Consider the following 14,054-nt stretch of genomic DNA (forward strand, 5'->3'; position numbering starts at 1 on the left):
TCTGAGCGGGCGCGGTCAGAGCGGGCTGGCGACGCGGGCGAGGCGCTGGAGGCCCTCGGCATACCGGCGCTCGACCAGCGTCAGCAGCTCGGGGTGGGTGCCGAGGGGGCGGGTCGTGAGGTCGGCGCCGGCGCGCGCGATCACGTCGGCGAAGTGGCCGGGGCCGATCAGGTATGACGCCGCGATGACCCTGCGGGGGCTGCCGTCACGGGCCGCGGCCACGGCGTCGGCGATGGTGGGGGCTGCCGCCGAGCCGTATCCCACGGTGACCGGCCCGGCCCACCGGCAGCGCACGGCGTCGAGCAGGGCGTCGACGTCGGCCTGGGCGCGCTCGCGGCTGGACCCTGCGGCGGCCACCACGAGGGCATCGCCAGGTCCACCACCGGCGCCCTCGGCCCGGCGCACGAGGATGTCGGCGAGGATCGGGTCGGGTCCGAGCGCCCCTGTCGCGCAAGCGCTCTCGCGACCGGCGACGGCCTGGGCGATGTCGACCTCGACGTGATAGCCGAGCGACAGCAGGATCGGCACGACGACGACCCGCAGGCCCGCCCCGGTGAGGGCGGCGACGCTGTCGGCGACGTGAGGCTCCTGCACGTCGACGTAGGCCAGCTCGACCCGCAGGTCAGGCCGACGCCGCCGCAGCCGCTCGGCGATGCCGGTGACGGTGCGCTGACCCTCGGGGCTGCGGGTGCCGTGCGCGGTCAGCAGCAGCACCGGCTCCGGCTCGGCGAGGGTCGTGCGGGGCGCGACGAGACTCATGCCGACAGTCTCCCCGTTGCGGCCCCGGCCGCGGCGGATGCGCCCGCGCCCTGGTCCGCCGCGCCGGTGACCTGCACGCCGGTGACCTGACCAGCGGCGGGTAGCCCGGCGACCGCGCCGACCACGATGACGGCCGGGTTGGTCAGCCCCTCGCGCGCGACCGCGCCGGCGAGGTCGGACAGCGGGGATCGCACCTCGCGCTGCCAGGGCGTCCAGGCCTGCTGGATGACGGCCGCCGGCGTCTGCGGGTCCCGGCCGTGCCGCACCAGCCCCGCCGTGATCTCGTGCAGCCTCCCCATCCCCATCAGCACCACGACGGTGTGCGGGGTCGCGGCGAGCGCGGGCAGGTCGAGCTCGTCGTGGCCGGAGACGGTCAGCACGCCGGTCGCCAGGCCGCGGTGCGTGACCGGTATGCCGGCCGCCGCCGGGGCTGCCATCGCGCTGCTGATGCCGGGGACGACGTGGCAGGGGACGCCCGCCTCGAGGCAGGCCGCCATCTCCTCGCCGCCGCGGCCGAGGACGAAGGGGTCGCCGCCCTTGAGGCGCACGACCTTTCGTCCCCGCTTGGCGTGGTCGACCAGGAGCTGGTCGATCTCCTCCTGCGGCACCGGGTGGTGGTGCGGACGCTTGCCGACGTCGACCAGCTGGACGGATTCGGGCAGCTCGGTGAGCACCGAGACGGGTCCGAGCCGGTCGTGGACGACGACGTCGGCCTCGTCGAGCAGCCGCCGGGCGCGCACCGTCAGCAGGTCCGGGTCGCCGGGTCCGCCACCCACGAGCCACACCTCGCCCACAGGTGGCGTACCCCCGGGCGAGCTGTCAGAGGCGGACGAACCGCTCGACCTGGAAACGTGGCCGGAGCCGGAGCCGGAGCCGGAGCCGGAGCCGGACGTGCCGGTGGACCCGGAGCCGGAGGGGCGGTGCGGCAGCACCAGGGCGCCGAAGGGCGTCGACAGGGGAACGGGCGGGCGCGTCATACGGCCCCTCCCTCCACGGTCTGGCGGGCCCGCTCGGAGGAGGCCGCCGCCACCTCGGCCTGCTCCGCCGGCGCCACGCCCGCAGGCTCGGTCACGCACGGCCCGACCTGCACCCGTCCCGCGATGACCTGCACGGCCCACGAGCCCAGGCCCACGCTCGGCTCCGCGACGGCGCGACCGCTGCGGACGTCGAAGGCCTGCTTGTACATCGGAGAGAAGATCACGGGGACCTCCCGCTCCTCGACGGTCAGCGAGCCGACGAGGCCACGCGACATGACGTTGGCGTCGCAGTAGGGGTCGCGCTGCCCCACGGCGTGCACGGTGTCGTCGTGCAGCCGCACGATCGCCACCTGCCGGCCCTGCACCAGCGCCGGGACCGCCCGCTCGGGCTGCAGGTCACTGACGGCGCACACGTCGGTCCAGGTCACGCTCATCGCCGCACCTCCAGGGTGGTCCCACCGATCAGCACGGGGGCTCCCGGCTGGTTGCTGCCCGGCTCGACGGGGTGGCCCTCCGAGGTGACGACCTCGATGTCACCGTCGCCGCGACGGGCGGCCTCGCGCTCCTCACGGGTCGCCGGACGACGCTGGCCGCGCTCGACGACATACACGAGGTCGCCGTCGGCCTGGTCGGGGGCGTTGACGAAGGACGTGAACCGGGCCAGCTTGACCGGGTCCTCGAGCACGTCGCGCCACTCGTCGGAGTAGGACTCGACGTGCCGCTCCATCGCCCGGTCCAGGTCCGCGCCGATGCCGAGGCTGTCCTCGAGGATCACCTCGCGCACGTGGTCCAGGCCGCCCTCGATCTCCTCGAGCCAGGGCGCGGTGCGCTGCAGGCGGTCGGCGGTGCGGATGTAGTACATGAAGAACCGGTCGACCGTGCGGACCAGCGTCTCGGTGTCGAGGTCCTCGGCGAGCAGCACGGCGTGGCGCGGGGTGAAGCCGCCGTTGCCGCCGACGTAGACGTTCCAGCCGTTCTCGGTCGCGATGATCCCGACGTCCTTGCTGCGCGCCTCGGCGCACTCGCGGGCGCACCCGGAGACGCCGAGCTTGATCTTGTGCGGCGCCCGCAGCCCGCGGTAGCGCAGCTCCAGGTCGATCGCCAGCTTGACCGAGTCCTGCACGCCGAAGCGGCACCACGTGGAGCCGACGCAGGACTTCACGGTGCGCAGCGACTTCCCGTAGGCGTGCCCCGACTCGAAGCCTGCGTCGATCAGCCGCCGCCAGATCGCCGGCAGCTGGTCCATGCGCGCCCCGAACAGGTCGATCCGCTGGCCGCCCGTGATCTTGGTGTAAAGCCCGAAGTCGCGGGCGATCTCGCCGATGACGATGAGCCCCTCGGGGGTGATCTCGCCGCCTGCGATGCGGGGGACGACCGAGTAGGTGCCGTCCTTCTGCATGTTGGCGAGCACGTGGTCGTTGGTGTCCTGCAGGGCCGCCTGCTCGCCCTCGAGGATGTGCCCGGTCTCCAGGCTGGCCAGGATCGAGCCGACGACCGGCTTGCAGATCTCGCAGCCGCGGCCCTTGCCGTGCCGGGCGATGATCTCGCTGAAGCTCCGCTCGCCGGTGACGCGCACGGCGTTGAACAGGTCGGCGCGGGACAGCTCGAAGTGCTCGCACAGGGACCGGTTGATCTCGAGGCCGGCCTTCTCCTGCTCGGAGGTGACGATCTTCTTGACCAGCGGGAGGCAGGAGCCGCAGCTGGTGCCGGCCTTGGTGCACGCCTTGACCTCGGCGAGGTCGGTGCAGCCGTGCTCGGTGATGGCCGAGCGGATCGTGCCCGCCGTGACGTTGTTGCAGGAGCAGACGCCCACGTCGTCCGGCAGCTCGGCCGTGGCGTGCGGGTCGGCCTGCAGGCCCTCCGGGACGAGGTATGACGAGGGGTCGGCGCCGAGCTGTCGTCCCACCATGGGCCGGAGCGAGGCGTAGGCGCTGGCGTCGCCGACCAGCATCCCGCCGAGGAGGGTGCGGGCGTCGTCGCTCATCACAAGCTTCTTGTAGACGCCGGCGACCGGGTCGGCATAGGTCACCTCGAGGGCACCGTCCGCGGTGGCGAAGGCATCCCCGAAGCTCGCGACGTCGACGCCGAGCAGCTTGAGCTTGGTGGACGTGTCGGCGCCCGGGAAGGTCGCGGTGCCGCCCAGCAGCCGGTCGGCGACGATCTCGGCCATGGTGTTGCCGGGCGCGACCAGGCCCCAGACGCGACCGTCGATGCACGCGACCTCCCCGATCGCGTAGACGGCGGGATCGCTGGTGACGCAGGCCTCGTCGACGACGACGCCGCCGCGCTCGCCGACCTCCAGACCGCAGGCGCGGCCCAGCTCGTCACGGGGACGCACACCCGTCGCGAACACCACAACGTCCGTGTCGATCCCACCGCCGTCCGCGAAGTCCATGCGGGCGACGACGCCGCGGCGGGCCTTGATCCGCTGCGTCGCCGTGCCGGTGCGCACCTCCACGCCGAGCGCCTCGATGAGCCGCCGCAGCGACTCGCCGCCACCCGCGTCCACCTGCAGCGGCATGAGCCGCGGCGCGAACTCCACGACGGTGGTGTCCACGTCGAGGGCGGTCAGCGCGCCCGCCGCCTCCAGGCCGAGCAGGCCACCGCCGATCACCGCACCGCGCAGGCGGCGGCGGTGCTGGGGGCGGGCGTCCTCGACATACTGCCGCAGGGCCGCCACGTCGTCGATGGTGCGGTAGACGAAGGTGCCGGTCACGTCCTTGCCCTCGACGGGCGGCACGGTCGCGAACGACCCGGTGGCGAGGACCAGCGCGTCGTAGGCGAGGGTCCGGCCGTCGCTGCAGGCCACGCGCCGCGCCTCACGGTCGATCCTCGTGACCGCGACGCCGCGCCGTAGCGTGACCTGCTCGTCGCGCCACAGGGACTGGTCGCCGAGCGCGAGGTCGTCCGCGTCGCGGCCGCTGAAGTAGCTCGTCAGGGCCACCCGGTCGTAGGGGGCGCGGGGCTCCTCCGCGAGGAGGGTGACGCGCCAGGACGCGTCGGTGTCGCGGGCGCGCAGGGCCTCGACGAGTCGTTGGGCGACCATGCCGCCGCCCACGACGACGAGGTGGCGCTGGGTGCTGCCGGTCATCGGTCCTCCTGTGCTGGTGCGTTCCTCGACGCTAGGAAGGGGTTGTTACGCCGAGGCGGGCGCTGTGTTTCGGGCGTGCTACACGCGGTAACAACCCAGCGTCATCGATGTCGGACGCGGTGCTCGCGGGGTCGCCGTCGACCTCGGCCAGCCACTCCAGCAGTCCCTGCACGGTGGCGGTGCACGTGCCGCAGCCCGTCGTGGCGCGCGTGCGGCAGGCGACGTCGTCGACCGTGCGGTCGCCCGCGGCGTGGGCCGCGACGATGTGGGACTTGGCGACGCCGTTGCAGCGGCACACGGTCGCCCGCCCCGGGATCAGGGCCGGGGACTGGGAGGTCGGCAGCCCACCACCGCCCTCGCTCGCCCGCAGCAGCAGCTGGGCGGGGTCGGCCGGCACGGGCAGCCCGCGCTCGTAGGTCGCCGTCAGGTCCGCCGCCAGCTGCGCGTCGCCGACCACGCTCGCCCCCACGAGCACGCCGTCGCGCACGCCCACCCGGACCCGGCGCCGGGAGCGCAGGTCGGTAACGGTCACGACGCGCACGTCGGTGTCGGCCAGGTCGTCGTCGGGCAGGGTGCCCAGCGCGACGACCGTGAGGTCCTTGGCCTTGAGTCGTATGACGTCTCCGCCCGCCGCCTCGGGGGCCGGAGCCATCAGCGCAGCCGCCGCCTCGGGGGTGGAGCCCGTCGGCGCAGCGGCCCCGTCGGTCGGACCCGTCGAGCGCGAGTCGCCCTGTCGCGCCAGGCGTCTCGCGACGGCCGACGCCTGGTCCCAGCCGGGCGCGAGCAGCCCGCTGCACCCTCCGGGGGGTTCGGCGCAGTCGCCGATCGCCGAGACCCGTGGGTCTGCCAGGGATCTCAGGTCGGAGTCGACGAGGACGCCCGCGGCGCAGGGCAGCCCGGCGTCGGCCGCCAGGTCGGAGCGTGGCCGCACACCGGTCGCGACGAGGAGCAGACCGCCCTCGACGACGGAGCCGTCGGCGAGCCGCAGCCCCGCCACCGCACCGTCGTGGACGACCACCTCGGCCGCCCGGCCGCCCGTGACGACGTCGATCCCGTTGTCGCGCAACGCGTGCCGCAGCACGGTCGCCGAGGCCGCGTCCAGCTGGCGGTCCAGCGGTCCGGCGCCGGAGTGCACCACGGTGACCGGCACGGCGTGGGCGCGCAGCCCCACTGCCGCCTCGACGCCGAGCAGGCCGCCGCCGAGGACGATCGCCCGCCCCACGGATCCCACGCGTGCGAGAACCGCCCGGCAGTCCGCGAGCGTCCGCAGGGCGTGGACGCCCGAGGGCCACCGCGACGCGTCCTCCAGGCCGGCGAGCGGCGGCACGCGCGGGTCGGCACCGGTCGCGAGCACGACCTGGTCGTAGGGGTGCTCGTCGCCGTGCTCGTCCACGACCAGCTGGCGCTCGCGGTCCAGGCGCACGGCTGCGACGCCGTCCAGCAGCCGCACCCAGGTGGCGCGGTGCGGCATCGCGAGCCCGTCGACGGCCGCGCGTCCGCCGATGACCTCGGACAGCATGAGCCGGTTGTAGGCCCCCTCGGGCTCCGCGCCGATGACGGTGACGTCGAGGGCGGCGGGGTCGGCATACCGGTCCAGGTCGTCGATCAGTCGCGCCGCCACCATGCCGTGGCCGACGACGACGATGCGGGTGCGGTCAGGCACGGGGATCTCCTTGGGCGGCGCGGATGCTCACGGCCGTGACCTTGAACTCCGGCATGCCGCTGACGGGGTCGGTGGCGGGGTTGGTGAGGGCGTTGGCGCGCTCGGCCCCGGGGAAGTGGAAGGGAACGAACACCGACTCGGGCCGGATCTCGCGCGACAGCCGGGCCGGCGCCGTGCACGACCCGCGCGCGGAGGTGAGGGTCACGTCCTGACCCTCCTCGATCCCGAGGGTGGCGGCCGTCCGCGGGTGCAGCTGCACGAACGCCCGCGGCTCGCCGGCCACCAGCTCGCGAACCCGCCGGGTCTGCGCCCCCGACTGGTAGTGCTGCAGCACGCGACCGGTGATGGCGTAGTACGGCGCGTCGGAACGCAGCTCGTCGTCCACGCCGCGAGGCTCGACGGGCAGCATGCGGGCCCGGCCGTCCGGCGTGGCGAAGCGGTCGAGCAGGGCGCGCGGGGTCCCCGGGTGCGCGGGATCCGGGCAGGGCCAGTGGATCTCGTCCCCGCGGTCGAGGCGCTCGTGGCTGACGCCGCCGTAGTCCGCGATCCCGCCCGCGCTGGCCCGCGCGAGCTCGTCCATCACGAGCGCGGGATCGGTCTCGAACCGCGCTGGTGCGCCGAGGCGTCCGGCCAGGGCGGCCCACACATCGAGCTCGCTGCGCACCCCGGGTGGCGGGTCGATCACCTTGCGGCGCCGGATGACTCGCCCCTCCAGGCTGGTCATCGTGCCCTCCTCCTCGGCCCACTGCGTCACGGGGAGCACGACGTCGGCGAGCAGCGCGGTCTCGGACGGCACGAAGTCGCAGACGACGAGCAGGTCCAGGGCGCGCAGGCGCTCGGTGACCTGCACCGCGCCGGGGGCGCTGACGACGAGGTTGGAGCCGTGGACCAGCAGGGCCCGTATGCCGCCCGGCTCGCCCAGGCGCCCGAGGAGCTGCATCGCGGGGACACCGGGCCCCGGGAGGGTGTCCGGGTCGACGCTCCACACCGCGGCGACGTGCGCCCGCGCGGCGGGGTCGCTGATGGAGCGGTAGCCGGGCAGCTGGTCGGCCTTCTGGCCGTGCTCGCGCCCGCCCTGCCCGTTGCCCTGACCGGTCAGGCAGCCGTAGCCCGAGCCGACGCGTCCCGGCAGGCCCAGCGCCAGAGCGAGGTTGATCGCCGCGGTGACGGTGTCGGTGCCGTGCGCGTGCTGCTCCACGCCGCGGCCGGTGAGCACGTAGGCGCCGGAGCCGGACGCGAGCGGTGCTGCGGCCGCGAGGATCTCGGCGGCGCGGCGCAGGTCGTCGGCGGGGACGCCCGTGACGCGCTCGACCCGCTCGGGCCACCACTCGGAGACGGAGGCCCGCACGTCCTCGGCCCCGGTGACCCGCTCGGCCAGATAGGGGGTGTCGGCGCGACCCGTCGCCCAGACGAGGTGCAGCAGGCCGAGGAGCACGACGATGTCGGTGCCGGGGAGCGGCTGCAGGTGCAGGCCGCCCCCGTCATCGGTGAGCGCCGCCGTCGGCGAGTGGCGGGGGTCCACGACGACGAGGCCGCCGCGCGAGCGCGCACCCGCGAGGTGCTGCACGAAGGGCGGCATCGTCTCGGAGGGGTTGGAGCCCAGCAGCAGGATCGCCTGCGCTCCACCGAGGTCGGCGAGGGGAAAGGGCAGGCCGCGGTCCAGGCCGAAGGCGCGGTTGGCGCCGGCCGCCGCCGAGGACATGCAGAACCGGCCGTTGTAGTCGATGAACGGCGTGCCGAGGGCGACGCGGGCGAACTTGCCTAGGGTGTAAGCCTTCTCGTTGGTGAGGCCGCCGCCGCCGAACACCCCGACGCAGTCCTGGCCGTGCTCGTCCTGCAGGGCCAGGAGCCGGGTGGCGATCAGGTCGAGCGCCTCGTCCCAGGTCGCCGGCGCGAGCTCGCCTGCGGCAGAGCGGATCAGTGGGGTCGTGAGGCGGTCGGCGGCGCCGAGGACGGAGGCGCTGGTCCACCCCTTCTGGCAGAGGCCGCCCCGGTTGGTGGGGAAGTCCCGCGGCCCCACCGTGGGCAGCGCGGCCTTTTCGGGCGTCAGGTCGAGAGTCAGGGGGGGCGTCAGCGTCATCGCGCACTGCAGCGCGCAGTACGGGCAGTGCGTGTCGGCGGCGGCCCCCGCGAGAGGGGCGGCGGTCGAGGCGGCGGGGGTCGCCATACCGGCAATCTCCTCTCCTGGCAGGGACGCTCTCGTCAGATGCGGTGCGCGGCGACGCTGGACCCGCGCCGCAGGTAGACCGCCCAGGTGAGGCCGAGCAGCAGCAGGTAGGCGCAGACGAAGGCCCACAGCGCGGCCTGCAGCGAGCCGGTCAACGACGTGGACAGGGCGAAGCCGCGCGGGATCAGGAAGCCGCCGAAGGCACCCACCGCGCCGGCGATGCCGATGCAGCCGGCGGCGGCCTTCTTGGCGCGGAGCAGGGCGTCGGCGCCGCCCTCGGAGGTGGCGGTGAAGACCGCGGGGATCATCCGGTAGACGGAGCCGTTGCCCAGCCCCGAGACCACGAAGAGCAGCAGGAACGCGCCGAAGAACAGCGCGAAGCTGTGCGCCCGCAGGCCCATGATGGCGCCGACGGCGCCGATCGCCATGACCACGAACGAGATGCAGGTGATCGTGGCCCCGCCGAAGCGGTCGGCCAGGCGGCCGCCGAGCGGTCGGGAGAGCGACCCGACCAGCGCGCCGAGGAAGGCGAGGTTGAGGCTCATCTCGGGGAACTGCGCCTTGAGCAGCGTGGGGAAGGCGCCGGAGTAGCCGATGAACGACCCGAAGGTGCCGATGTAGATGACCGACAGCAGCCAGGTGTGCGGGTGCCGCGCGGCGCGGGCGTAGGACCGTCGGTCGGACCGGGTGCCGGCGATGTTGTCCATGCAGCGCCACGCGAGCACGGCGGCGAGCAGCACGAGCGGGATGAACATCAGGCCGGCCCGGTCCAGCGCGACGCCGGAAGCCGTGACGATCACGAGGGGGACGGCGAGCTGCACGGCGGCCGTGCCGAGGTTGCCGCCGGCGGCGTTGAGGCCGAGGGCGGCGCCCTTCTCGCGCTCGGGGTAGAAGAACGAGATGTTGGCCATCGAGGAGCTGAAGTTGCCGCCACCCACGCCGGCCAGCGCCGCGATCAGCAGCAGCACGCCGAACGGCGTCTCCGGGTGCTGCACGGCCCACGCGAGGCCGAGGGTCGGCAGGAGGAGCAGCAGCGCCGAGATCGTCGTCCACGTGCGCCCGCCGAAGGCCGGCACGGCGAAGGTGTAGGGCACGCGCAGCGTCGCCCCGACCAGGGACGGCACGGACACGAGCCAGAACATCTGGTCCACGGTGAGCGTGAACCCGGCCCGCGGCAGCTGCGGCACGACGATCGACCAGACCGCCCACACCGCGAAGCCCAGGAACTCCGCGAAGACGGACAGGGCCAGGTTGCGGCGGGCGATGGTGCGCCCGCCGTGGTCCCACTGACCAGCGGACTCGGGGTCCCAGCCCACGAGGGTGCGGCCGGAGGCTCGGGTGAGTCCGGGGGCCAGCTCGCCGGGGGACGGCGTGTATGTCGTGGACGTTCCCGCGGCGCTGGCGGGGGCGCCCGCGGCGCTGGTGGAGGTGCGGCTCGTCGTGCTGCTCATCGGGGCTCCCGGTCGTGTGAGGGCTGCTCACGATCGACGCTAGGGAGCCCGTCGGCTCAGGCTGTTGCCCCCGTGTTGCGATGACGTCAACGGATCACCTGATCCACGAGGCGCCGTTAACCTGCCGGACCCACGACCGTCCGGACGTGCTCCGGGGGCGCTCCGGGGGCGCTCCGGTCAGTGCCAGGCACCCCGCCAGTAGGCCGGCGGGTAGGGCGCGTCGTGCTGGTCGACGCCCAGCTCGTGGGCGGCGCGCAGCGGCCAGGACGGGTCGCGCAGCGCGGCCCGGGCCAGGAGCACGGCGTCGGCGAGGCCGGCGTCGAGGATCTCCTGGGCCTGACGCGGCTCCGTGATCAGCCCCACCGCGGCCGTGGGGATCTCGGCGCCCTCGCGCACCTCGGCGGCCAGCGGCACCTGGTAGCCCGGCCCCACGGGGATCGCCGCCTGGGTCACGCCGCCGCTGGACACGTCGACCAGGTCGGCGCCGTGCTCGCGCAGCGTGCGCGAGAGCGCGGTCGTCTGCTCGATGTCCCAGCCGCCCTCGATCCAGTCGGTGCCCGAGAGGCGCACGAGCACCGGCTTGTCCTGCGGCCAGACGGCGCGGACGGCGTCGAGCACCTCGACCACGATGCGCGAACGTCCCTGCAGGTCACCGCCATAATCGTCGGTGCGCTTGTTGGACAGCGGCGAGAGGAACTGGTGCAGCAGGTAGCCGTGGGCCGCGTGGATCTCGACCGTGTCGAAGCCCGCCTCGTCGGCGCGGCGCGCGGCGTCCACGAAGTCCCGCACCACCTGGGCGATCTCGTCGGTCGTCAGCTCGTGCGGCACGACCAGACCGTCTCCGGGCTCGGAGGAGGGGGCGACCGGCTCCCAGCCGCCCTCGTCGGCGGGGACGGTGCCCTCGGGCGCGCCCTCCCACCAGCGGTAGGTCGACGCCTTGCGTCCCGCGTGCGCCAGCTGCACGCCGATCGCCGCGCCCTGCCCGTGCACGAACTCCGTGATGCGCGACCAGGCGTCGCGCTGCTCGTCGTTCCACAGGCCCGTGTCCTCGGGGCTGATGCGCCCCTCGGGGGACACCGCCGTCGCCTCGGTCAGGATCAGCCCGAAGCCGCCCTGCGCCCGGGCACCCAGGTGCACCAGGTGCCAGTCGGTGGGGACACCGTCCCGCTTCTCCACGGAGTACTGGCACATCGGCGCCAGCCAGACGCGGTTGCGGATCGTGAGGCTGCGCAGGGTGATCGGCGCGAACAAAGATGTCATGGGGGCGGCAACCCCGCGACGCCCGCTCCTGTTCCCCTGCATCCTCCCTGCATCCTCCCGGCCTGCACCCGGCCGGCAACCGGCGTCGTCCTCTGCGAGATGGGCACGTGTCCGTCGGCTGCCTAGGCTGAGCCCATGAATCCCTTCCTCACCGAGGCCTTCGCCGAGTCCCTGCTCGACCAGTCGCTCACCGGGGTGACCGAGCGGGGCGGGTGGCTCGGGTCGTTCGTGGCCAAGCGGCTGGTCACGGTGACCGCGAGCTCGCTGATCGAGATGCCCGGGCCGTATGCCGACGCCCTGTCCCGTCTCAAGGCGGTGCGCGGCGAGGGCCCGGACCCGCGGGACACCGACGAGGGGCGCGCGTGGGGATACTCCTGGGTCGATCGCGGCGGGGTCATGCCCGTCGTGCTCGTGGCGTGGCTGATCGAGGGGCAGTCACCCGTCCACGTGGAGGCGTTCACCAAGGCCAGGGCGGGCGACACGAGCTCCGCCGAGCGGGCCATCGCCGATCTCGCGAGCCGCCTGCGCGTGGAGGGCTGACCCCGACCGCGCCGACCGCTTGCGGCCCGGTGGGCCCCGCTGCGCGCCGCCTCTCGACGGCAGGAGGGTGGCCAGGAGCGGCGGGACGGGCAGGGGGGCGGCAGAATGGCGGGGTTCGCGATGTGGGAGGGCCTTCCCGGCATACGGGACCGTCCCTAGGCTCGAGCCCACTGCGCCGAGACCACGGCGACCCACCTCGGAGGTCGCGATGACCACCCAGCCCGTGCCTGCGCGGCGCCGCCTCCACCCCGCGTGGATCGTGGCCGTCGTCACGCTGGGCGCGCTCGTCGCGGGCGCGGCCTTCCGCTCCTCGACCGGGGTGCTGCTCGAGCCGATCGAGCGCGAGCTCGGCTGGAGCCGGGCGACCACGTCTGGTGCGGTGAGCCTCAACCTCGTGCTCTACGGCGTGGTCGCGCCGTTCGCCGCCGCGCTGATGGAGAGCTGGGGCGTCCGCAAGGTCGTCACCATCGCCCTCGCCGTCGTCGGCATCGCGAGCGGCATGACCATCGTCATGACCCAGCCGTGGCAGCTGTGGCTGCTGTGGGGCCTGCTCATCGGGACCGGCACGGGCGCGATGGCGCTGGTGCTCGGCGCGATCGTCGCCAACCGGTGGTTCGACGAGCGCCGGGGCCTGGTCACCGGGCTCTTCTCCGCCGCCAACGCCACGGGTCAGCTGATCTTCCTGCCGCTCATCGCGGCCGCCGCGGAGGGACCGGGCTGGCGCTACGCCGCCGGGGTGACGGCCGTGCTCGCCCTGCTCATGGCCGCGCTCGTCGCGGTCTTCCTGCGCGACCGGCCGGCCGACATCGGGACCCTGCCGTACGGCGCGACCGAGCCGCCGCCCCCCGAGGTCCGCCGCTACGCCAACCCCGCGTCGCAGGCCCTCGCCGTGCTGCGGCGCGCGAGCCGGACGTGGCCGTTCTGGGCGCTGGTGCTGACCTTCTTCGTGTGCGGGTGGTCGACCAACGGCCTCGTGCAGACCCACTTCGTGTCGGCGGCCCACGACCACGGGATGCCCGCGACGACGGCGGCCGGGCTGCTCGCGGTGGTCGGGATCTTCGACCTGGTGGGGACGGTCGCGTCCGGGTGGCTGACCGACCGGATGGACTCGCGCTACCTGCTCGCCGCCTACTACGGCCTGCGCGGGCTGTCGCTGCTGACCGTCCACGAGCTGCTCGCCTCGACCGTTCAGCCGGCGTTGTGGGTGTTCATCGTGTTCTACGGCCTCGACTGGGTGGCGACCGTGCCGCCGACCGTGGCGCTGTGCCGCCAGTTCTACGGCAGCGAGGACTCCGGCGTGGTGTTCGGCTGGACCTATGCCTCGCACATGATCGGCGCCGGCATCGGCGCCAGCGTCGCCGGAGGCATCCGCGAGGCGACGGGCAGCTATCACGGCGCCTGGATCGTGGCCGCGGGGCTGTGCGTCGTGGCGTGCGTGTGCGCGCTGACCATCCCGAGGCGTGGCGCGCCGGTGCGCTTCGAGATGGCGATGGAGCCGTCCGACCCCTAGAGCTCGCGCACCCAGCGGTCACCGTCTGGCGCAAAACCCATGGCCTGCAGGTATCTGCGGTGGACGTCGGTCTCGGCCGTGGCGACCACGCGGCGGATGCCCTTGCCCCGCAAGGCGCCGGCGCGGTCGGCATACAGCCATCGCCCGATGCGCGAGTCTCGATAGGCGTGCATGACGTAGTCGAGGTCGACGTGCAGGTCGCGACCGTCCCTGCGCCCCAGCAGCGCCCCCGCGGGCAGGCCCTCGCGCGTCAGGACGAAGGCCACGTCGTCGAGGTGCGCGCTCGTGAATCCTGGCTGGCTGCGGTGGATGTCGTCGAGGTGGGTGCGCAGGAAGTCCGTGAGGTAGGGGTCCTCGTGGTGCACCTCCACCATCCCGAGGTCCTGGCGCGGGCCGAGCTCGCGGCGCAGGTGCCAGACGTTGATCAGCGCGATGATCGCGTTGGACACGATGACCGGCCACGCCCCGATCAAGGCGCCATAGACCACGAAGGTGACCGACCCCACGAACGAGATGACCCGCAGTCGCACGACCGAGGTCATCGCCAGCGACGTGACGATGAGGGCGGACGCGAGATAGCCGACGAGCTCGGTGGTCATGCCCCACCTCATCACGTCCGGGCCGTCGAGTCCCGCA

Annotated in this window: 11 protein-coding genes; 2 read left to right on the forward strand and 9 right to left on the reverse strand. The window is 73.9% G+C overall.

Annotation, left to right across the window (positions count from 1 at the left end):
• Positions 1 to 15: 15 nt before the first annotated feature.
• The 8 genes from GGG17_RS02510 to GGG17_RS02545 form a co-directional block, all read right to left on the reverse strand.
• Positions 16 to 759, reverse strand: a complete 744-nt coding sequence (locus tag GGG17_RS02510) for a sirohydrochlorin chelatase (protein WP_154592215.1) — start codon at positions 757 to 759, stop codon at positions 16 to 18.
• Positions 756 to 1,736, reverse strand: a complete 981-nt coding sequence (gene cobA, locus GGG17_RS02515) for a uroporphyrinogen-III C-methyltransferase (RefSeq protein ID WP_195849089.1) — start codon at positions 1,734 to 1,736, stop codon at positions 756 to 758. The genes GGG17_RS02510 and cobA overlap by 4 nt, the downstream gene beginning before the upstream one ends.
• Positions 1,733 to 2,170: a nitrite reductase small subunit NirD gene (gene nirD, locus GGG17_RS02520; protein WP_154592216.1), complete on the reverse strand. Its 438-nt coding sequence runs from the start codon at positions 2,168 to 2,170 to the stop codon at positions 1,733 to 1,735. Before nirD ends, cobA begins: the two co-directional genes overlap by 4 nt.
• The gene (nirB, locus tag GGG17_RS02525; protein WP_154592217.1) at positions 2,167 to 4,827 is read right to left on the reverse strand and encodes a nitrite reductase large subunit NirB; all 2,661 of its coding nucleotides are present in this window, start codon (positions 4,825 to 4,827) and stop codon (positions 2,167 to 2,169) included. The genes nirD and nirB overlap by 4 nt, the downstream gene beginning before the upstream one ends.
• Before the next feature lie 31 nt (positions 4,828 to 4,858).
• Positions 4,859 to 6,490, reverse strand: a complete 1,632-nt coding sequence (locus GGG17_RS17065; protein ID WP_154592218.1) for an NAD(P)/FAD-dependent oxidoreductase — start codon at positions 6,488 to 6,490, stop codon at positions 4,859 to 4,861.
• Positions 6,483 to 8,657 (reverse strand): molybdopterin oxidoreductase family protein, encoded by a 2,175-nt coding sequence (locus GGG17_RS02535; RefSeq protein ID WP_154592219.1) that lies wholly within the window; start codon positions 8,655 to 8,657, stop codon positions 6,483 to 6,485. The genes GGG17_RS17065 and GGG17_RS02535 overlap by 8 nt, the downstream gene beginning before the upstream one ends.
• A 35-nt stretch (positions 8,658 to 8,692) precedes the next feature.
• A complete protein-coding gene (locus GGG17_RS02540) occupies positions 8,693 to 10,108 on the reverse strand; it encodes an MFS transporter (protein ID WP_154592220.1) in 1,416 nt (471 codons plus the stop codon).
• 177 nt (positions 10,109 to 10,285) lie between these two features.
• Complete coding sequence (locus GGG17_RS02545; protein WP_154592221.1) at positions 10,286 to 11,368, reverse strand: NADH:flavin oxidoreductase/NADH oxidase; 1,083 nt, start codon at positions 11,366 to 11,368, stop codon at positions 10,286 to 10,288.
• A 135-nt stretch (positions 11,369 to 11,503) separates the two neighbouring features.
• On the opposite strand from GGG17_RS02545, the gene GGG17_RS02550 reads away from it, so the two are divergent.
• Positions 11,504 to 11,908, forward strand: coding sequence for a hypothetical protein (locus GGG17_RS02550; RefSeq protein WP_154592222.1), 405 nt, complete (start codon positions 11,504 to 11,506; stop codon positions 11,906 to 11,908).
• 208 nt (positions 11,909 to 12,116) lie between these two features.
• Entirely contained in the window at positions 12,117 to 13,418 is a 1,302-nt protein-coding gene (locus tag GGG17_RS02555; protein WP_154592223.1) for an MFS transporter, read from the forward strand.
• On the opposite strand, the gene GGG17_RS02560 is transcribed toward GGG17_RS02555, so the two are convergent.
• Positions 13,415 to 14,017 (reverse strand): PQ-loop repeat-containing protein, encoded by a 603-nt coding sequence (locus GGG17_RS02560; RefSeq protein ID WP_154592224.1) that lies wholly within the window; start codon positions 14,015 to 14,017, stop codon positions 13,415 to 13,417. The two genes, GGG17_RS02555 and GGG17_RS02560, sit on opposite strands and share 4 nt — an antisense overlap.
• Positions 14,018 to 14,054: the final 37 nt, after the last annotated feature.

The sequence above is a fragment of the Arsenicicoccus cauae genome (assembly GCF_009707125.1).
Lineage (GTDB): Bacteria > Actinomycetota > Actinomycetes > Actinomycetales > Dermatophilaceae > Arsenicicoccus > Arsenicicoccus cauae.